Annotated in this window: 19 protein-coding genes, 1 tRNA gene and 1 pseudogene; 12 read left to right on the forward strand and 9 right to left on the reverse strand. The window is 56.1% G+C overall.

Going from position 1 to position 19841, the window contains the following annotated elements:
• Nucleotides 1–87: 87 nt before the first annotated feature.
• Nucleotides 88–1620 carry a lysine decarboxylation/transport transcriptional activator CadC gene (gene cadC / locus GUC22_RS20140; protein ID WP_004137845.1) on the reverse strand — a complete coding sequence of 511 codons (1533 nt, stop codon included), beginning with the start codon at nucleotides 1618–1620 and terminating at the stop codon, nucleotides 88–90.
• Nucleotides 1621–1973: 353 nt separating this feature from the next.
• Between cadC and GUC22_RS20145 the strand changes: the two genes are divergently transcribed.
• Entirely contained in the window at nucleotides 1974–2840 is an 867-nt protein-coding gene (locus GUC22_RS20145; RefSeq protein ID WP_004137846.1) for a GNAT family N-acetyltransferase, read from the forward strand.
• Nucleotides 2841–2876: 36 nt separating this feature from the next.
• On the opposite strand, the gene GUC22_RS20150 is transcribed toward GUC22_RS20145, so the two are convergent.
• On the reverse strand, nucleotides 2877–3752 hold the full coding sequence (locus GUC22_RS20150) for a LysR substrate-binding domain-containing protein (protein WP_004137847.1): 876 nt from the start codon (nucleotides 3750–3752) through the stop codon (nucleotides 2877–2879).
• Between the two features lie 138 nt (nucleotides 3753–3890).
• Here GUC22_RS20150 and GUC22_RS20155 point away from each other — a divergent pair, with 138 nt between their 5' ends.
• The 3 genes from GUC22_RS20155 to GUC22_RS20165 all read left to right on the forward strand — a co-directional run bounded on the left by GUC22_RS20155 (nucleotide 3891) and on the right by GUC22_RS20165 (nucleotide 7419).
• Nucleotides 3891–4433, forward strand: coding sequence for a hypothetical protein (locus GUC22_RS20155; RefSeq protein WP_049088974.1), 543 nt, complete (start codon nucleotides 3891–3893; stop codon nucleotides 4431–4433).
• A 9-nt stretch (nucleotides 4434–4442) separates the two neighbouring features.
• Nucleotides 4443–5270 (forward strand): MBL fold metallo-hydrolase, encoded by an 828-nt coding sequence (locus GUC22_RS20160; RefSeq protein ID WP_049130778.1) that lies wholly within the window; start codon nucleotides 4443–4445, stop codon nucleotides 5268–5270.
• A gap of 172 nt (nucleotides 5271–5442) precedes the next feature.
• Nucleotides 5443–7419: a glycosyl hydrolase family 28 protein gene (locus GUC22_RS20165; protein WP_160183743.1), complete on the forward strand. Its 1977-nt coding sequence runs from the start codon at nucleotides 5443–5445 to the stop codon at nucleotides 7417–7419.
• Nucleotides 7420–7509: 90 nt separating this feature from the next.
• On the opposite strand, the gene GUC22_RS20170 is transcribed toward GUC22_RS20165, so the two are convergent.
• Together GUC22_RS20170 and GUC22_RS20175 are read right to left on the reverse strand one after the other, a co-directional pair.
• The gene (locus tag GUC22_RS20170) at nucleotides 7510–8715 is read right to left on the reverse strand and encodes an MFS transporter (RefSeq protein ID WP_116943827.1); all 1206 of its coding nucleotides are present in this window, start codon (nucleotides 8713–8715) and stop codon (nucleotides 7510–7512) included.
• A 465-nt stretch (nucleotides 8716–9180) separates the two neighbouring features.
• Entirely contained in the window at nucleotides 9181–9720 is a 540-nt protein-coding gene (locus tag GUC22_RS20175; RefSeq protein WP_201746401.1) for an FMN-binding negative transcriptional regulator, read from the reverse strand.
• Nucleotides 9721–10049: 329 nt separating this feature from the next.
• Here GUC22_RS20175 and GUC22_RS27630 point away from each other — a divergent pair.
• Nucleotides 10050–10185 (forward strand): annotated as a pseudogene (locus tag GUC22_RS27630) (integrase); the annotation flags it as partial.
• A 15-nt stretch (nucleotides 10186–10200) separates the two neighbouring features.
• Here GUC22_RS27630 and GUC22_RS20180 read toward each other — a convergent pair.
• A tRNA-Arg gene (locus tag GUC22_RS20180) sits at nucleotides 10201–10277 on the reverse strand.
• Between the two features lie 340 nt (nucleotides 10278–10617).
• On the opposite strand from GUC22_RS20180, the gene folD reads away from it, so the two are divergent.
• Nucleotides 10618–11484 carry a bifunctional methylenetetrahydrofolate dehydrogenase/methenyltetrahydrofolate cyclohydrolase FolD gene (folD, locus tag GUC22_RS20185; protein WP_004137856.1) on the forward strand — a complete coding sequence of 289 codons (867 nt, stop codon included), beginning with the start codon at nucleotides 10618–10620 and terminating at the stop codon, nucleotides 11482–11484.
• 1 nt (nucleotide 11485) lies between these two features.
• Complete coding sequence (gene ybcJ / locus GUC22_RS20190) at nucleotides 11486–11698, forward strand: ribosome-associated protein YbcJ (RefSeq protein WP_004099787.1); 213 nt, start codon at nucleotides 11486–11488, stop codon at nucleotides 11696–11698.
• Between the two features lie 137 nt (nucleotides 11699–11835).
• On the opposite strand, the gene cysS is transcribed toward ybcJ, so the two are convergent.
• Nucleotides 11836–13221: a cysteine--tRNA ligase gene (gene cysS / locus GUC22_RS20195; RefSeq protein ID WP_024358988.1), complete on the reverse strand. Its 1386-nt coding sequence runs from the start codon at nucleotides 13219–13221 to the stop codon at nucleotides 11836–11838.
• A gap of 175 nt (nucleotides 13222–13396) precedes the next feature.
• Between cysS and ppiB the strand changes: the two genes are divergently transcribed.
• The 5 genes from ppiB (at nucleotide 13397) to purK (ending at nucleotide 16723) form a co-directional block, all read left to right on the forward strand.
• Nucleotides 13397–13891, forward strand: coding sequence for a peptidylprolyl isomerase B (gene ppiB / locus GUC22_RS20200; protein WP_004130079.1), 495 nt, complete (start codon nucleotides 13397–13399; stop codon nucleotides 13889–13891).
• A gap of 3 nt (nucleotides 13892–13894) precedes the next feature.
• Nucleotides 13895–14617: a UDP-2,3-diacylglucosamine diphosphatase gene (gene lpxH, locus GUC22_RS20205; protein ID WP_082237501.1), complete on the forward strand. Its 723-nt coding sequence runs from the start codon at nucleotides 13895–13897 to the stop codon at nucleotides 14615–14617.
• A 106-nt stretch (nucleotides 14618–14723) separates the two neighbouring features.
• Nucleotides 14724–15053, forward strand: coding sequence for a hypothetical protein (locus GUC22_RS20210; protein ID WP_004137860.1), 330 nt, complete (start codon nucleotides 14724–14726; stop codon nucleotides 15051–15053).
• 96 nt (nucleotides 15054–15149) lie between these two features.
• Complete coding sequence (gene purE, locus GUC22_RS20215) at nucleotides 15150–15659, forward strand: 5-(carboxyamino)imidazole ribonucleotide mutase (protein ID WP_004137862.1); 510 nt, start codon at nucleotides 15150–15152, stop codon at nucleotides 15657–15659.
• Nucleotides 15656–16723, forward strand: coding sequence for a 5-(carboxyamino)imidazole ribonucleotide synthase (gene purK / locus GUC22_RS20220; RefSeq protein ID WP_116943825.1), 1068 nt, complete (start codon nucleotides 15656–15658; stop codon nucleotides 16721–16723). The genes purE and purK overlap by 4 nt, the downstream gene beginning before the upstream one ends.
• A gap of 141 nt (nucleotides 16724–16864) precedes the next feature.
• On the opposite strand, the gene GUC22_RS20225 is transcribed toward purK, so the two are convergent.
• The 3 genes from GUC22_RS20225 to GUC22_RS20235 are packed head-to-tail and all read right to left on the reverse strand — an operon-like array spanning nucleotide 16865 to nucleotide 19841.
• Nucleotides 16865–17758 carry a carbamate kinase gene (locus GUC22_RS20225; RefSeq protein ID WP_116943824.1) on the reverse strand — a complete coding sequence of 298 codons (894 nt, stop codon included), beginning with the start codon at nucleotides 17756–17758 and terminating at the stop codon, nucleotides 16865–16867.
• Between the two features lie 9 nt (nucleotides 17759–17767).
• Complete coding sequence (locus GUC22_RS20230; protein ID WP_160183744.1) at nucleotides 17768–18571, reverse strand: DUF2877 domain-containing protein; 804 nt, start codon at nucleotides 18569–18571, stop codon at nucleotides 17768–17770.
• 10 nt (nucleotides 18572–18581) lie between these two features.
• Nucleotides 18582–19841, reverse strand: coding sequence for a DUF1116 domain-containing protein (locus GUC22_RS20235; protein ID WP_024358993.1), 1260 nt, complete (start codon nucleotides 19839–19841; stop codon nucleotides 18582–18584).

The following is a 19841-nucleotide window of genomic DNA, read 5'->3' on the forward strand; positions in this document are numbered from 1 at the left end:
GATATAAAATATAACAACAGAGGCGCTCATGAGAAACATAAGTTTAACCTCACCACGGCCAAAACCATGACCATGATGAGGGTTTACTTATTCTGAAGCGAGGAAGTTATCGAGATACGGAACCACGCGGGTCACCGAGGTCTGAAATACCGCGTTTTCAATCCAGTAAAATGTATTCTCACCCGGACGTAAATTAAACGCCGTCAGGTAAGCATCGGCAGCTTCCCGGTTCTGCCCTTTCATTTCGTAGACCTTACCCAGCAGCACATAATTCATCCACGACATTTCCAGATCAATGCCGGTATTAATCGCGCTGTAGGCTTCATCGACTTTGCCTTTGCCCAGCATATCTACCGTTTTAATCTGATAAAATATTGCCATGTCTTTAATCCCCGGCATATTACCCACCCGGGTTATTTCGCTGTAAAGATCGGCAAGCTGTTTATCATCCAGCGGCTGCTGAGAATGGCGTAATACGTCCACCAGCGCTTTTTCCGCCCAGGCATAGGTAAAGTCCGGCGACTGTTTATTCACGTCGGCAAGCAGGCTACTGGCTTTTCCGAGTGAATCGACGTCTCCATTCATTAATAGCTGATGCGCCTGATAGAAATGGGTAAGCGCGATACTTTGCGACGGCTGATATTGCTTTAACATCTCCTGCATCCGCGCCGGCCACGGCTGCTTCAGCGCCTCAGACAGGCTGCTCAGCAGGTCGTTCTGAATCGACAGCTGGTTGTCGCTGGTGACAAAGTAACGCTTATCCATCATGGTCGAACCGTCGGCGTTATCCACCACCTTCACCGACATAAAGCACTGCTGCGCGCGGTAGTGCCGCTGGTTGACGAACTCAATGGTCAGGGTTTTACCGGAGCTGCTCGGCTCATTGATGTTGTAGTTGGTTTTATCGTGCACCATAAAGGTGGAGAAGGTGTTCAGCGAGGTGGTAATCAGGCTCCCGAGACCAATGGCATAGGAGTGCTGCGATGACCAGTTGTTGCAGGCGCTGCCGCTGAGCAGGTGAATATCAACATCGCGCGGGTTGAGCAGCAGCCGCGTTTTCGTGACCGGCGGGCGCGACTCGAGGGTCGATAACGCCACCAGCGCCACGCAGCTCGCGAGGGCCAGCAGAAACAAGCCCCAGACGATAAACGTACTCAGCCGCTTGCGTTTTTCCGGCTTTACCACCGGCGCCATCTCTGGCGCAGCCGCCTCAGGCTGCGGGGAAACCGATGGCGCGTCCACGGCGACCGTCGGCGTTTCTGCCGGGATAACCGGCGTCAGTTCTTCCCCCTCTTCCGTACACCAGATCACCGGCACCGTTAGCTTATAGCCTCGCTTGGGTACGGTCGCGATATATTCAAGGCTGCCGTCGTCGCCATCTTTCAGCGACTTACGTAGCTCAGAGACGCTTTGCGTGACGACATGGCTGGTGACAACGTTGCGGGTCCAGACATTATCGATGAGCTCATCCCGGCTGAGTACTTCCCCAGGATGACGGGCAAAGAAAACCAGAAGATCGATTAAGCGCGGTTCGAGAGTTAGCTGACGCCCCTTGCGGCTAATTTGGTTAACAGAGGGAGTAACCAGCCATTCTCCAACGCGAACAACAGGTTGTTGCATAAAAAAGAGCCCCAGGACGAAACGGGAAAGGCGCGATGATATCACATTTACCCTACCTATTAATGATAGGGGTCATGACCATGAACGCAATATATTCATCTTCGTTTTTGACGACTGGCAAATTTTCATTTGCTAAAGGCGTTTTTTTGCCTCACAGCGACGTTTCTTAAGCGTGCGAAAGCTTACCCTTTTTCGCGCGATTTTCCCGGATTGTGTGACCTGAGCAAGGCTTAGGCGCGACAATCGTCGCCCATCAGCGGGGATATGCTATTTTTAGGTCGCCCGACAGAGATCGGACCGCCGAACAGATGGCCGAAAACAGTGCCTCACCCGCAGCGTAAGGAATGTCGACGATGACCTGGAAATTAGTTAAGCAAATTGTGCACGATGACGCGTTAAGAAAGAGCTTCATTGACCTGGCGATTAAAACCTTCGATCTCTCCTTTAAAGAGTGGTACCGCAAAGGCTACTGGACCGACGCCTATATTCCCTACGCCCTGGTCAGCAACAATAAAGTGATTGCTAACGCCTCCGCCAATATTATCGACCTGATCTGGCAGGGCGAACCCCGCCGCTATATCCAAATCGGCACCGTAATGACCGATATCGATCATCGCAATCGGGGCCTCGCCGGGCAGCTTGTGAATGAGATTTTGGCGGACTGGCAGGATAAAGCCGACGCCTTCTTCCTGTTCGCTAACCCGACAACCGTTGATTTTTACCCGAAATTCGGCTTCGAGCGCACCGACGAGCATCAGTATATTATGCCGGTAGTGCCGGCAGCGGGCGATTTCCGCAAGCTCGATATGGATCGGCCGGAAGACGTTGCGCTATTGCAGCGGTATTATCAAAAATCGAATCCGTTTTCGCAGCTGCGGGTGCAGAATAACTTCGGTTTATTGATGTTCTACTGCTCCGCCTTTATGCAGCACTTCGTCTATTATTCCGAGAAAAACCAGGCGATCGCGATTGCGATGCAAAACGGTCCGGCGCTGATCTGTTTTGATATTTTCTGCGACAGCGGCCGCTCCCTGTCGTCCATTGTCAACCAGCTCGCCGATGACAATACGTACCAGGCTATCCTCGGCTTTACCCCCAAAGAGAATCGGACCGGCGAGTATGAGAAAATCGAAGGCGAAGATATTCTGTTTATCTACGAGCAAAAAGAAAATATTTTCAAAGAGAATAAGCTGATGTTCCCGCTTTTATCCCACGCCTGAGGCTGCGCTTAATGCCAATAAGGCCCTGCCCGGGCCTTATTGCGTCAACAGCCACTGCTCGAACGCCCGTAGCGCCGACTCATTGACGCCGTTTTCCAGCGGCTTCACCAGGCAAAAGCGCTTGCTCAGGCTGCGGGCCTGCGGCCAGGGCGCAGCCAGTAGCCCGTTTTCGATCGCGTTTTCGACGTACACATGGGGCACCAGCGCAACGCCCTGCCCGGCCAGCGCGGCGGCTATCGCCATCTCATGCAGATCGTAGCGCCCCCCCTGCGCCGGATTATCCAGCACGATCCCGCACTCTTCAGCATAGCGCTGCCAGGCGTCGGGATTCTGCCGTCGATGAATTCGCGGCAGCGCGTTCAGTTGGCTGACGAGATCTTCTTCCGTGAGTAGCCCGGCGTGGCATACCGGTACCAGCCTCTCTTCAAACAGAAACTGCATACGCATTCCGGCCCAGGCGGGGTGTTCAAAGTGAAGCGCCGCGTCAAAACCGCTGCCGGTGAGGATAAACGGGTCGGTTCTGACCGCGATATTCAGCGTGATATCCGGATGCCGGTGCTGAAAATCCCCCAGCCGGGGAATGAGCCAGCGGCTGGCGAAGGTCGGCGGCGCGGCGATTTCCAGGCTTCGGCTGCCGTCCGCGGCCCCCATCAGATATTGAGTGTCCCGTTCAAGGCGCTCCAGCGTTTCGCGCACATGGTGCGCATAGCGCGCGCCGTTAGGATTCAGCCGTACCCGGCTCCCCGTCCGCTCAAACAGCCTGCAGTTCAACAGCGATTCCAGACGGGCGATTTGCCGACTGATCGCCCCTTCGGTAAGCGACAGTTCTTCCGCCGCGCGGGCAAAGTTACCGTGCCTGGCGGCAGCCTCAAAAGCCTGCAAAGAGGCGCTGCTGGGGAGTTTTTTTCGCACGATGACCACCTCTGCTGGATTTTGCATTAATGACAAAATGTCATTGAGGGATGAAATAATATCGTTTCAGAGCGCTCAATACACAACGTAGCATGATCAAACGTCAATATCATCACGCCATCATGCAGAGGTCAGCCCATGTTATATATCGTTGAGTGCAGCTACGCCGACCCGGAAAGCGAAGCCGGCTGGAATCGATTTTACAGCCAGCACAAGCTGCCGGCGCTGGTATCCGTCAGCGGGTTCCGCGCTTCGCAGCGCTTCCGGGCGCTCTCCTCCGGCTGCCCGGTCTATCTTGCCATCCATACTATCCATGATGCTGACACCATCGCCAGTGAAGCGTATCGCCATAAAGGCGGCGGCGACTTTGCGCGCTGGCAGGCGCATATTCGCGACTGGCGGCGAAACCTGTATCGGTACAGCGGGGTGTTCCCTGCCGTCTCTGAGGAGGATGTTTTGCTGCTGAGCCCGGAGCCGCTGGACTTTGTGGACTCGGAGCTGGGGTATCAGCCGACAAGACTTCCGGCCGCCGGGCTGGATAATAACCCGTCGCTGCGCGTGGTATACGTTCTGCCGCGCCGGGAGGCGATGCTACTTGCGGGACGGGAAAAAGCCTGGATCTATGAACCCATGGCCGGTCAGCTGCAAAGCCCGGCTGAAAAACAGCCAGCATCACGCTAAGAGGTTTTTATGCGCAATTCATCTTTTGTCACCCGCCAGATTGGCGATTTTCAGGTGACTGCCCTTAGCGACGGCAGCATGGCCGCCGGCCTGGCGCTGCTGTCCGGCATCGATAGCGGCGATGCCGCACAAATCCAGCGCGATGCGGGCGTCATCGACCCCGGCACTATTGACATTAATGGCTATCTTATCCGCGGCCGGGGAAGAACGATTCTGATCGACGCGGGGACGGGAGGCGGCGTGCTGGAAACCAGTCTGCGGGCGGCGGGAAGTGCGCCAGACGACGTTGATACCGTCCTGCTGACCCACGCTCACCCGGATCATATCGGCGGCCTGCTGGATGCCAACAGCGCGCCGCGCTATCCCAACGCTCGTCTTCATCTGCATCCTCTGGAAGCGGAGTACTGGCAGGATGACGTCATGTTAAGACGGGCTAATGAGCGCGGGCAGCGAAACTTCGCTCTCGCCCGCCGCACCCTGGACGCGTGGTCCCGGCGCCTCGGGTTTCTGGAGGATCGCGAAGTCGTCGCGGGTATCCATCCGGTCTGGTTACCCGGACATACGCCGGGCCATAGCGGGTTTCGCATTGACGCCGCCGGGCAAAGCCTGCTGATTTGGGGCGATATCGTCCACTTTCCGCATATTCAGGCCGCGCGACCCGCCGCCGCTATCGCTTTTGATTGCGATCCCGTACAGGCCAGAGCGACGCGGGAAGCGATTCTCGCCCAGGCCGCCAGCGAAAACCTGCTGATTGCCGGTATGCATCTTGGCGGATCGGGGTTTGCCCATATCGTACCGACTTCGTGCGGCTATCGTATCGATGATTCTCAGCAGTAGAAGGGAAGCTGGGCGGTGAGGTCCGCCTTTGCTTATCCGATTAAGTTTTTTTTCGCCTGATGAAAGATTGAACTGACTCGCGTTTATTTTCCCACATAAATATAAAATGATGTTTTATTTTAAATGAATTTGAATTTTATTTTCTCATAAAATATGACATTAAGGAAAATCTATGCGCAATACCTTCAGACCTGCACGCGGCATGCTGGCGTTGGCAATCGCACTAGCCGGGCTCGCAGGCGGCTGTAATGACAGCGGCGGAACCGTCGATAACCAGCACGATGCGCCCGCCTCCGCGCCACAAAATGTCATGGTTCCGATACTGTCTGCCGATGAAAACAGCCTGGTGCTGGTCTGGGAAAAACCGGAGTCTGAGACCGAGCAGGTGGTGGACTACGCCGTCTATCGTCAAGGCGAGCGGCTGGGCCTGGCGCGTGAAAATCAAAACCATTTTTCCCCGGCAAAGCCCTATATTGATAACTTCTATCAGCGGATCGCCAGCGACGGCTGGCAGCAGAAAATCGATCTGCGCAGCTTCACGGCCACCAACCTGCAGCCGGATACGGAGTATGCCTTTACGGTGCGCGCGGTCTACGCCAATGGCCAGGAATCTCCGGACAGCGCGGTGGTTAAAGCGCAAACCCGCAAAACGCCGCACGTCATCGAAGCCAGCACATTCGGCGCGAAGGGTGACGGCACCACGCTGAATACCCAGGCGCTGCAGCGGGCCATTGATAGCTGTACCGTCACGCACTATCCTCAGGGCTGCAAGGTGCTGATTTCCGGCGGCGAATTCAAAACTGGCGCGTTGTTCCTGCACAGCGATATGACCCTGGATATTGCGGCTGGCGCCACCCTGCTGGGTTCGGAGGATCCGGCCCAGTATCCGCTTGATAAAGGCTATTACCTCTATCCCTATAGCGATCATCCGCAGCCTCGCCGCCCGCCATCATTAATTAACGTGCTGGGCGCGGACGATAAGGGCGAGTCTCCGGCCGGAACGTTTCGTAATATTCGCATCGTTGGGAAAGGCACGATTGACGGCAACGGCTGGACCCGCGGCGTCAAAAGCGGCGGCGATGCGACAATTAGCGACGAATTGGGCAACGCGCTGCCGCAGTACCGGGCCAGCAATGCCAAAAAAGTCGGCGCGGACGGTATTCTGGCAAAGCATCAGACCGAAGCGGCTATCGCGGAAGGGATTGAAAACAATAGCGCCTATAAAAACCGCCGCTCCAGCCTGATGACCTTGCGCGGCGTGCAAAATCTCTACCTTGCCGGACTGACTATTCGTAATCCCGCTTTCCACGGGGTGATGGTGCTGGAGTCAGAAAATATTACCCTGAATGGGCTTGTGCATCAGACCTTTGACGGCAATAACGCCGACGGCGTCGAGTTCGGCAATAGCAAAAACGCGTTGGTCTTCAATAACTTCTTTGATACCGGAGATGATTGCGTTAATTTTGCCGCCGGGTTTGGTAAAGGCGCGAAAACGTTTCATCAGCAGCCGCAAAGCGCGGCGTGGATTTTTAATAACTATTTCCGTAAAGGCCACGGCGCCGTGGTGACGGGTAGCCATACCGGCGCGTGGATCGAAAACGTTCGCGCCGAGGATAACGTCATGTATATGACCGACGTTGGCCTGCGCATGAAGAGCCGCCCCTACTATGGCGGTGGCGTGCGGGAGGTGCTGTTCCGTCATAACGCGATGAAAGATATCGCCAAAGAGCCGTTTGTTTTTACTATCAAATACAGCGCCGACGTAAATGATACGACCCCTGCCGACGAGCCCGCTCAGTTCCGCGACGTTCAGGTGCAGGATGTGACCGTCGATGGTACTTCGGCTAAGCACAGCATCCTGATTGACGGCATGACGGTAGCCGAAATGGCGGAGTCGTTTGGTATTCACTATTCTCGCGATGCCTATCATCAGAATCTGCGTTTTTCCAACGTCAGCTTCCGTAACACCAAAGCAACCAATATCTCTTTCCTGCACGACAGTCAGTTCGATGAGGTAACCTTCGCCAACACGCCGCAGGCCTGGGAATTTTTCGCCGTCAATGACGTAATGCTCGCCGACAGCCTTCATCAGCAGAGCATCACCCGTGGGGAGAACGACAAGGTTATCCTTGAGGGCGCAACGAAGTAATGCCGTTTCCGGCTGCGGGGTTTATCACAGGCTTAAAATCGGCTGATATCGATTAAGATTAAAGCCCTGTTTAAGCCTTACTTTAGTCGATTATTTCGTCGCCATAAAAGCCGGCGCAGAGAGCGTCGGCGCGCTGCGCCACCAGATAAGCAGCGCCGCCAGAGCGATAACGCTCAGCACGCTGAACGCCGTCGCGAACGAGTAATAACCGGCAATCATTCCCGTCAATGCCGGACTCATCGCCGCGCCGGCACCCTGCATCAGCATTACCACGCTTTGGCCAGCATTGACGTGCCCGCTGCCGCGCAGCAGCGCCACAATAAAGCTCGGCACCACTACGCCCAGTACCCCTGCGGCGCAGCCGTCCAGTATTTGCACCGGTACCATCATCCACGGTGCCGCCGTGCTTGCCGCCAGCGCAGCCCTGATTGGCATGATCAGCAGAGCCAGCATAATCAGTCGCCAGTACCCATATTTATCGATTCGACCTACGGTCCAGATGGCCACCGGGATCATCACCAACTGGGAAATAATCACCGTCGCTGCGGCATACAGGCCGGGATTGATCGCGCCTGGTGCCACAGCGATCCGCATACTGAGCATGGGCAGCAACGCTGCATTCGCTAAATGAAAAAGCAGCAGCGTCAACCCAGTAATTAAAAGCGCCATGTTTTTGGTCAGCACCGAGAAGTCAGGTATCTGGGGGGAGTCCGTCGTTTCAAGCCCGCGCGCCCGAGCGTTGTCGATATCATCACGACGAATTGCCGTCAGGGCAAAGAGCGTGAGCAGCATTGTCGAGGCCATCAGGATGAAAATACCGCCAATACCCCAGCGCCAGGCGATCCCGCCCGCAATCAATGCGGTCGTAAAATTACCCGCATGGTTGAAAGCCTCATTTTTACCCATCTGGGTACTAAAGCCGTCTTGCCCCGTTAGCCCCAGGGTGATCCCGGTAATAAGCGGGCCAATAAATGCCGCACATATGCCGCTGAAGATTTGCGAGATGGCGACGACGCTGCTGCCCTGGCTGAACCAGAGCAGCAGCGTCGTCCCGGTAATCATGATGCACAGTATCGCGAGCATAAGACGCTTGTTCCGCGAAGCATCGGTGATGAACCCTGCGGGAAGCGTCGCCAGCAATCCGGCAACGCCGCCCGCGGTCATCAACAGACCGATGTCATCCGGTCGCCACTGATGTTGCGTCAGGAAAATTCCCAGAAAAGGCCCAAGTCCATCGCGAACGTCGGCAATAAAAAAGCTGGTCAGGCATAGCGCCTGCAATGAACGAAGAGACATACTTTTCACCCTAATACATCCTTAACCCACTTCATCCGGTCACCTGTAAAACAAAGTCTTCCCCGCAAAGGTCATCACTCAGGGCTATCGATTTTCTCCGTTAAGGAATGGGTTAAAACGCCCCGATAAAGGGGCACCGTTCCATCAACGCCATTGTTTATAAATTTAAAAGCGATCTTTATCAATCTGTAAGGGTTATTTTATTATTTTGGTACTGTTAAAGCTGGCCGTGTCGCTTATATTATTTTAGTGCTCATTGATGACGCAATATCATTTTCTTTGCTTCAAGCGTACAGCACGTCTTCAAACATACCAGGATAATATTATTTAATATATGACATAAATTATGGGCACCCCCTCCGACATAAATATTATATTGGAGAGCAAAATTTCAAGCGCCAATACCTTTCTTCACCTTAAGCATATAGTCAGCCAGCGCTACGGACTCTGAAGATTGGCTGTTGATTAACCCTGCAACGTTCCCCGCTGATCGGCCTGAGAACGATGCTGCCCAAGCTTTTCTTTGGCCTGAAACTCCTCAATTTCAATTTTGAATCCAATAATACCTTTCAATTTCCCTTCAATAAACGTCTCGGGCATAATTTCTTTCTGCGCCTGAAGCGTCGGTTCAAATTTATGGACCAACGCGTCCATCACAATGCGTAATTCATCGACAGATAAAAGACTTACGGTGCCATAACAGTGAACGGAAGTATAGTTCCATGTGGGAACCGCGGGAGCAGTTTGATACCAGGTAGGGGAAACGTAACTATGGGGCCCTTGAAATATGGCGAGCACCCTCTTTCCTTCAAATTCTTTCCAGAGTGGATTCGCGCGCGTCATATGGGAAAGAAGAATTCCCCGCGATGAAGAACTACGATCGAGGATAAAAGGAAGATGACTGGCATTGAGGGAAGGCGAAACAACTAATCCAAAGCTATAAGCCTCAATAAAATCAAAAATATGTTTTTTATCTGATAACTTCATTGCATCAGGTGTATACATTTTTACCTCATAATGTTGATCCGCCTGTAGTTTCTTTGAAAAAGATAACTCCTCCTTTTTATTAAGCAATGATTTAGTGTATCAAAGCGTTGGTGCCAGGGAACGTCATCCACTTCGCTTCCCCTTACAGTACTCGTTAGTAATATTTTTAGTTGTTTTTATCGCTTTGATTAGAACTGTATAATGTTTACATGTATTTTCTAATGATATTAATTATCAACATCTTTTTAACTAATTGAATACACTGATCTTACACAGATGTACACATTCTGTGTCCGTATCATCTACATATTGATCTCTTGCCAGACTATTGTGTTTTTTTGATGTACTGGGAAAGCATCGAGATGCTTCGCCGTTATGCTCACCTGCCACCAAACCATTTAACAGAGCACGCACGGAAAATTGACGTCATTTTTGGCGCTAGCGACACAAGGAGGAAATCAGGCTGGACTAAAACTGGCGTAAGTAACTGTTTCTTAATGGTACGCCCTACAGGGTTCGAACCTGTGACCTACGGCTTAGAAGGCCGTTGCTCTATCCAGCTGAGCTAAGGGCGCATTGAGAAGCGAGCTTCATGATGTGCAATCGCCGGAATTATACGGTCCACGCCTGATGAGTCAATGTATTTTGCCGCGAAACTGCGCTTGCCCGTGCAGGCTGGCGGCTTATGCCGCAAAAGCAGTATAAAGTTTATCCAACCTTATGTTTCTGCACATTAACTTTTCTTCGGCTCTCGAGCTCCTTTTTGCGCTATTCGCGGCGCGGTCAGGCCCATTTTTAGGCCACCGCAGCGTCAAAGCAAGATAAAATCTTAAACGAAGACTGACAGCGGGGCTGGCTTCTGACAAAATATCGCCATCCCCCTTTCGTAAAGATACAGATGGAATCCTCTCTCTGATGGCAGCAAAAATTATTGACGGTAAAACGATTGCGCAGCAGGTACGCTCTGAGGTTGCGGAAAAAGTGAAGGCCCGCGTTGCGGCCGGATTTCGTGCTCCAGGGTTAGCCGTCGTGCTGGTCGGCAGCAACCCGGCATCGCAGATTTATGTCGGCAGCAAGCGCAAAGCGTGTGAAGAGGTAGGCTTCGTCTCCCGCTCGTACGATCTCCCGGAAACCACCAGCGAAGCGGAGCTGCTGGAACTTATCGACACGCTGAATGCCGATGAGGCTATTGATGGCATCCTGGTTCAGCTGCCGCTGCCCGCCGGCATTGATAATGTCAAAGTCCTCGAGCGCATTTCGCCGGACAAAGACGTTGACGGCTTCCACCCGTATAACGTGGGTCGTCTGTGCCAGCGCGCGCCGCGCCTGCGTCCGTGCACCCCGCGCGGGATTGTCACGCTGCTTGAGCGTTACAATATCGATACCTACGGCCTGAACGCGGTAGTCATTGGCGCTTCTAACATCGTTGGGCGCCCGATGAGCATGGAGCTGCTGCTGGCTGGCTGCACCACCACCGTCACTCACCGTTTTACCAAAAACCTGCGTCATCACGTCGAAAACGCCGACCTGCTGATCGTGGCTGTCGGTAAACCGGGCTTTATTCCGGGCGAATGGATTAAAGAAGGCGCGATCGTGATCGATGTTGGGATTAACCGCCTGGAAAACGGCAAAGTGGTTGGCGATGTGGTCTATGAAGATGCCGCCGCGCGCGCGTCGTACATCACCCCGGTTCCCGGCGGCGTCGGCCCGATGACCGTAGCCACCCTTATTCAGAACACGCTGCAGGCGTGCGAAGAGTATCACGATATTCAGGAGGCCTGAGATGGCGAATTTTTCTTTAGGCAAACACCCGCACGTTGAGCTTTGCGACCTGCTGAAGCTGGAAGGCTGGAGCGAAAGCGGCGCGCAGGCGAAAATCGCCATTGCCGACGGTCTGGTCAAAGTCGACGGCGCGGTCGAAACCCGCAAGCGTTGCAAAATCGTCGCCGGTCAAACGGTCAGCTTTGAAGGGCAGAGCGTTACCGTTACCGAGTAAAAAGTTAAGGCGCCGCAACCGGCGCCTTAAATTTATCCCCATCCGGGAATTAGACCCTATGGTCAGCGCCTGATGCACTGGCCTGAGTATAGGCAAAAAAATGCCGGGGATAGCCCCGGCAAAAAGAGAGAATGAGACTACTTCCGGCGCCAGGTGGTACCCTGCGGGCCATCTTCCAGCACAATGCCCATCTCGTTGAGACGGTCACGCGCGGCATCCGCCGCCGCCCAGTCTTTCGCTTTACGAGCGTCCAGACGCTGCTGGATCAAAGACTCGATTTCCGCCACTTCGCCGTCGTCCGCCTGCGCGCCGCTCTGCAGGAAGGCGTCCGGCTCTTGCTCCAGCAGGCCCAGCACCGAAGAGAGCTTACGCATATGCGCCGCCATCGCGTTGGCCGCGGCGGCATCTTCGGTTTTCAGGCGGTTAACCTCACGGGCCATATCGAACAGCACCGAATAAGCTTCCGGGGTGTTGAAATCGTCATCCATCGCTTCGATAAAGCGCGCTTCAAACGCCTCGCCGCCGGACGGCTCTGCGGTTTTATCGGTTCCGCGCAGCGCCGTATACAGACGCTCCAGCGCGGAGCGCGCCTGCTTTAAGTTCTCTTCGCTGTAGTTCAGCTGGCTGCGATAGTGGCCGGACATCAGGAAGTAGCGGATGGTCTCCGCGTCATAGAACTTCAGCACGTCGCGCACGGTGAAGAAGTTGCCCAGCGATTTTGACATTTTCTCGCGGTCAACCATTACCATCCCGGAGTGCATCCAGTAATTCACGTACTCGCCGTCGTGGGCGCAGGTGGACTGAGCGATTTCGTTTTCATGGTGCGGGAACATCAGATCCGACCCGCCGCCGTGAATATCAAAATGGTTGCCCAGCTGCTTGCAGTTCATCGCGGAGCACTCAATGTGCCAGCCCGGACGGCCCGCGCCCCACGGCGACGGCCAGCTCGGCTCGCCCTCTTTCGACATTTTCCACAGCACAAAGTCCATCGGGTTATGCTTGACGTCGACAACATCAACGCGCGCGCCGGCCTGCAGCTGGTCGAGATCCTGACGCGACAGCTGACCGTAGTTCGGATCGGTCGGTACGTCGAACATCACATCGCCGTTATCGGCGACATATGCGTGGCCTTTGGCGATCAGCTGCTCGGTAATCTCAATGATTTCCGCAATATGGTGGGTAGCGCGCGGCTCCATATCCGGGCGCTGAATATTTAAGGCGTCGAAATCTTTGTGCATCTCGACGATCATACGATCGACCAGCGCCACAAAGCTCTCGCCGTTCTCATTAGCGCGCTTGATGATTTTATCGTCGATGTCGGTAATGTTACTCACGTATTTCAGTTTGTACCCCAGGAAACGCAGGTAGCGCGAAACCACATCGAAGGCAACAAAGGTACGAGCATGGCCAATGTGACAGAGATCGTAAACCGTAATACCACACACGTACATGCCGACTTCCCCGGCATGGATAGGTTTAAATTCCTCTTTCTGGCGCGTCATTGTATTAAAGATTTTTAACATCGAAGATTCCATGTAAACACGTGTGTGGTTGAAAACCGGGTATTCTACCCGTAATTCAAACCCGAATCAGCACACAATGCAAGGTGATCGCATCCTGCGGTTATGCTATAACAGCCCCCTATATCTCACCCGACTCCGGGTGCAGGCACCACAATCATCGGAACAGGATGCAAAAATGGTTACTTTCCACACCAATCATGGCGATATCGTAATCAAGACGTTTGACGACAAAGCGCCGGAAACAGTTAAAAACTTCCTGGACTACTGTCGTGAAGGTTTTTACGACAACACTATTTTCCACCGCGTTATCAACGGCTTCATGATTCAGGGCGGCGGTTTTGAGCCGGGCATGAATCAGAAAACCACCAAATCCCCCATTCAGAACGAAGCGAACAACGGTCTGAAAAACACCCGCGGTACGCTGGCGATGGCCCGTACTCAGGCGCCTCACTCCGCGACCGCGCAGTTCTTCATCAACGTCGCCGATAACGACTTCCTGAACTTCTCCGGCGAAAGCCTGCAGGGTTGGGGCTACTGCGTATTCGCAGAAGTGGTTGAAGGTATGGACGTAGTCGACAAGATCAAAGCGGTATCCACCGGCCGCAGCGGCATGCACCAGGATGTGCCGAAAGAAGATGTTGTGATCAAAAGCGTTACCGTCAGCGAATAATTCGTGGCGACGCTTTTTATTGCGGATTTGCATCTGCAAACGGAAGAACCGGCGATTACCGCCGGTTTTCTGCGTTTTTTACACGGGGAAGCCCGCCAGGCGGACGCCCTGTATATCCTCGGCGACCTGTTTGAAGCCTGGATCGGCGATGACGATCCGAACCCGCTGCATCGGCAAATTGCCGCTGCGCTCAACGCGTTAGCCGAGTCCGGCGTCCCCTGCTACTTCCTCCACGGCAACCGCGATTTTCTCGTCGGTCAGCGCTTTGCCCGCGAAAGCGGCATGATCCTGCTGCCGGAAGAAAAGCTTCTCGACCTCTACGGGCGCAAAGTGCTGATTATGCACGGCGATACCCTCTGCACCGACGACGCGGGCTATCTGGCGTTTCGCGCGAAAGTCCACAATCCCTGGATCCAGCGCCTGTTTCTGGCCCTGCCGCTGTTTATTCGCCGCCGTATCGCCGCCAGAATGCGCGCCGACAGCAAAGCGGCCAACAGCAGCAAGTCGATGGAGATTATGGATGTCAATCCGCAGGCGGTGGTTGACGTCATGGAGAAACATCACGTCCAGTGGCTGATTCACGGGCATACGCACCGCCCTGCCGTCCATTCCCTGGAAGCCAACGGCAAAACCGCGTATCGCGTAGTGCTCGGCGCCTGGCACAGCGAAGGTTCCATGGTCAAAGTCACGCCAGAAGACGTCGAGCTGATTCATTTCCCTTTCTGATAGCCTGCAGGCACTATTCCGAAAAATCCCCTCAGGCAACTGAATTGCTGTCTTTCCTTGCTCCCGCCAGGTTAATTTTCCAGCAAACCTCTCTCAAGGAACGAGCATGCAAAAATGGAGTCAGCCCCTGATTTGGGGAATGGTCATCGCCGTCATCGGCCCGATTATGGCCAGCTTTTTTGGTCTGGCGTTTACCTATCTTGGAACGCTGAGCGTAGTCTGGTTCGCCATTTTATTATGGATTCTCTATTTTTACGCGATTTATCTGCTCTGCACACGGCCGCACGATGAGCGCTTTGTGCAGGTATACATGCTGATTATGAGTATTCTTATGCTGCCCTGGGGGCTGGTGCTGATTTTTACCTTTTTCGCCAGCGCGACCGCCGCCCATAACCGCCGCGTTTCATCAAATACCGACGAGACAAAAGTCGGCTAGCCATGCGTACGCAACCGTTTTCCTTGCCGTCAGTTCATGCTATTCTCTGTGGCCTCTAAAGCAGTGTGAAACACACCCACAGGAGTTTTAAGACGCATGTCTTCCCGCAATAATTCGGCGCGTATCGCCATCGTGATGGGGTCCAAAAGCGACTGGGCTACCATGCAGTTTACCGCAGAAATCCTTGATGCCCTGAACGTTCCGTACCATGTCGAAGTGGTCTCCGCCCACCGCACGCCCGATAAACTGTTCAGCTTCGCCGAAGGCGCGCAAGAGAACGGTTATCAGGTGATTATCGCCGGTGCGGGCGGCGCGGCGCATCTGCCGGGTATGATTGCGGCAAAAACCCTGGTGCCGGTGTTAGGCGTGCCGGTTCAGAGCGCAGCGTTAAGCGGCGTTGACAGTCTCTACTCCATCGTCCAGATGCCGCGCGGTATCCCGGTTGGCACGCTGGCGATCGGTAAAGCCGGAGCCGCCAACGCCGCCCTGCTGGCGGCGCAGATCCTCGCCCAACATGATGCTGAACTCCTCCAGCGCCTCAGCGCCTGGCGTCAGGCGCAAACCGATGAAGTGCTGGATAATCCGGACCCGCGGGGTGCGGCATGAAGCAGGTGTGCGTCCTCGGCAACGGTCAACTGGGCCGAATGCTGCGTCAGGCCGGTGAGCCGCTGGGTATTGCGGTCTGGCCGGTTGGTCTGGAAGCCGACCCGGAAGCTGTGCCGGTTCAGCAGAGCGTGATTACCGCAGAGATTGAACGCTGGCCGGAAACCGCGCTGACCCGCGAACTGGCGCGTCATTCCGCCTTCGTCAACCGCGATGTCTTCCCGATTATCGCCGACCGTCTGACGCAAAAGCAGCTGTTCGATAAGCTGGCGCTCGCCACCGCGCCGTGGCAGCTTCTGGCGGATAAAAGCGAATGGCCCGCGGTGTTCGCCCGTCTCGGCGAGCTGGCTATCGTTAAGCGCCGCGTCGGCGGCTACGATGGCCGCGGCCAGTGGCGTTTGCGGGAAAACGAAACCGCGCAGCTACCGGATGATAACTACGGCGAGTGTATCGTCGAGCAGGGGATTAACTTCTCCGGCGAAGTGTCGCTGGTTGGCGCCCGCGCCCGGGACGGCAGCACGGTCTTCTATCCGCTGACCCGCAACCTGCATCAGGACGGTATTTTACGCGCCAGCGTCGCTTTCCCGCAGGCCAACGCCCGCCAGCAGGCGCAGGCGGAACAGATGCTGACGGCGATCATGAATGAGCTGGGCTACGTTGGCGTAATGGCGATGGAGTGTTTCGTCACCGCCGATGGCCTGCTGATTAACGAACTGGCGCCGCGCGTGCACAACAGCGGCCACTGGACGCAGAACGGCGCGTCGATTAGCCAGTTCGAACTGCATCTGCGGGCGATCACCGATCTCCCTCTGCCGCCGCCGGTGGTAAACAGCCCGTCGGTAATGATCAACCTGATCGGTACCGATCTGAACTATGACTGGCTGAAGCTGCCGCTGGTGCATCTGCACTGGTATGACAAAGAGGTGCGTCCGGGTCGTAAAGTCGGACACCTGAACCTGACCGACAGCGATACCGACCGCCTGAGCGCGACGCTGGAAGCGTTGAAGCCGCTGCTGCAGCCGGAATACGCCAGCGGCATCGTCTGGGCGCAGGCGCAGCTGGCGTAATTCAGCCCCGGCTTGCGGCGCGCTGCGCCTTAGCCGGGCTACCAGAGAGGCACTCCCCCGTAGCCCGCACAAGGCGCCGCCCCCGGGGGAAAAGCGCACGCTATTTTACAGTCTGCGCCGCTGGTAAGTTTCGCCAACGCATCAGGGCTTGATACACGTTCCCGCCAATCCAGCCAGAGTGTCATCAATGCGCGACAGCGCGCCAATCCACGCCCGCTTGCCCCGGCGGCGAACGTAACCGCTGACCGCCGCGATTTTCGGCCCCATCGCGCCATCGTTGCGGGCAAAAGGCGCCAGCGCTTCCGGCGTCGCTTCGCGAATAGGCCGCTGCATCGGGGTGCCCCAGTGCTCATACACCGCATCTGCGTCGGTGAGGATCACCAGGCCATCGGCGTTAATCTGCTCCGCCAATAGCGCAGCCGCGAGGTCTTTATCGATCACCGCTTCCGCGCCACGCCCGCACTCCAGCACCGGGATCCCCCCGCCGCCGCAGCAGATCACCGCATGACCTTCGCCCAGCAGGCGCTCAATCGACTCGCTCTCCTCAATCCTCATCGGAGTCGGCGAGGGAACCACCCGGCGCAGATATTTGCCGTCACGCTTCATCGTCCAGCCGTATTCGGCTTCAAGCTGCGCCTGTAGCTCAGGTTCGTAAACCGGACCAATAAACTTCTCCGGGGCTGAAAATGCCGGATCGTTCGAGGCTACCGCGATGCGCGTCATCACCGTCGAGACCGGCGGCATTTGTGATTCCTGCGCCAGACGCTGGGCCAGCATATAGCCAATCATCCCCTGGCTCTCCGCCACCAGCACGTCCAGCGGGTAAGGTTCGACATCGCCATAGGCCAGATTTTGCAGCGACAGCAGGCCCACCTGCGGCCCGTTGCCGTGAACAATCGCCAGCCGGTACTTCTGCGCCAGACGCGCCAGCGCCGGAACCGCGCTATCAATATTGCGGTACTGATTTTCCACGGTCAGCGCTTCCCCGCGCTGCAATAAAGCGTTGCCGCCGAGGGCAACCACCAGCGTTTTCATGATTTTTCCTTAGATAATGTGTTGCGCCAGCCAGAATCCCAGCAGGGTATCCGCGCCGGAGGTGTGGCCCATCGCCAGCAGGGCTTCGACGGCGGGTTCAATACGTCGTCCGCGCTGAAGCGCGTGAGAAAAATGCAGCAGCGGCGAGGCGAAGCGCCCCGCGCTGGCATAGCGTAAATAGTTGACGCTCACCTGGGTCGTCGCCGCGTGCAGATCCCCGGATGCGCGAAAGAAAGCCTGCCCGCCGTGGCGCAACATCCGCCCCGCGCGCCAGGCCGCCAGCATCATGCCGATCAGCATATCGTCCAGGCTCGGCGTCAGGCCCGGCCCCTTTCCCAGCCACAGCCGCCAGTCAACGGCGTTCCCGCGCAGCGCTGAGGCAAAACAGTGGCGTAATTGCCGCAATTCAGGATGCAGTGGTGGATGAACCGCCTGCGACAGCGGCCCGAACAGCCCGGTCTCTTCCGGGCGATCCACCAGCGCTTTCGGTAAGCGAGCGCCAGCGGGCTGATAGCAAGGCCGCAGGGAGCAGCGTCTGCGCGGCGGCGACAGCAAAAGGTCATCAACCTGAATGCCATTTTCGCCCGCCGCAGGCAGAGCGCCCGCCCGCAGCGCCCCATGCAGGCGGATAAAATCGCGATGACGTAATACCCATCCGCCGGGACTGATGCCCTGCCCATGACGATGCAGCGTCAGCAATGCGCCGCCTTCAACATAGAGGTTGATAGTGCGCTGCCAGAGGCCGCCGGTTCGCCACGGCTGGCGATGGTCCGGCGCATCAACGCTGCCTGTCAGCGGACGGATAATCTGCATCGCGCGCTCCTTAGCTTACGCCCAGCTCGTCCGCCAGCGCTTCCAGCGCCAGCTCAAAGCAGGCCAGCGGCGCTCTGACGGTCCCGGCGCCAATCTGGCCGATCCCCGCCTCTTTGTGAGCGATGCCGGTGTTGATCAGCGGCGTAATCCCGGTTTCCACCACCCGGCGAATATCCAGCCCCAGACAGGCGCCCTGGAAATCCCAGCCCGGAATTTGCAGCTGCATATTGCGTTCAAGGAAGATTTCCGCCATCTCCTCGGAAACGGATTTCGCCGCCTCCATCCCGCCCGCGCCGACAAAGCGCGTGACGCCGGGAGCGGCGATCATCGCTGCGCCGCCGATGCCGAAGGTTTCGGTAATGGCGCTGTCGCCCATATCCGGGTTGGCCTGCTCCTGAGAGAAGCCGGTAAAGAACAGTCCCTGCGGGGTGTTGACCGGCGCGGTAAACCAGCGCTCGCCCAGCCCGCTGACGCGGATACCGAACATATTGCCGTTGCGGGTCATCGCGGTGACGATGCTGCCCGCGCGAATTTGCGCCCCGGAATCCATCGCCGCTTTACAGTAGGCCATCGCCAGGTTGAGGAAGAACTGATCGGTAATGGCGAGGAAATCCATCACCTCGGCAATCTGCTGCTTATTGTGATTAAGTCGCGCCAGATAAGGGGCCAGCGTGCGCATTAGCAGCGCGGAGGTGGCGATATTGCGCTGGTGGAACTCATCGCCCATGGTGATGCCCTGGGCCATCATCGCGGTCAGGTCGATGCCGCGTTCCATCTGTTTCAGCGCCGCGCTGAGGACCGGCATCAGCACATCGCGCATCCAGCGCAGGCGCTGCTGCACGTCTTCACCGTAGGCGCCGAAACGCATCACCTTGCCAATCCCTTCATTCAGGTTGCAATAGGCGCGGTTGCCTTCGGCGATGTTCTCCACCACCAGCATCGGCATATTCGGCGAGGTTATCCCGCCCATCGGGCCAACGGCGTTAACGTGGTGGCAGGGAATAAAGGTAATCTCGCCGCCTTCCAGCATCGCGTGGGCGGTTTTTTCATCCTGCGCCCAGCCTTCGAATAAGCATGCGCCGATACAGGCCCCTTTCATCGGGCCGGTCATCTCCTGCCAGCGCATCGGCGGCCCGGCGTGGAGCAGGGTTTTGTTCTGATTCAGCGCCCCGATTAAAGAACCCGCTGGCTGCACATCCAGCCAGTGCGGACGTGCATTACGAATTCGTTCTATTACTGCGTCATTGGCCTGCGCCACTGATGTAAACAT

Origin of the sequence: Klebsiella sp. MPUS7, assembly GCF_009905335.1 — a bacterium.
Lineage (GTDB): Bacteria > Pseudomonadota > Gammaproteobacteria > Enterobacterales > Enterobacteriaceae > Klebsiella > Klebsiella grimontii.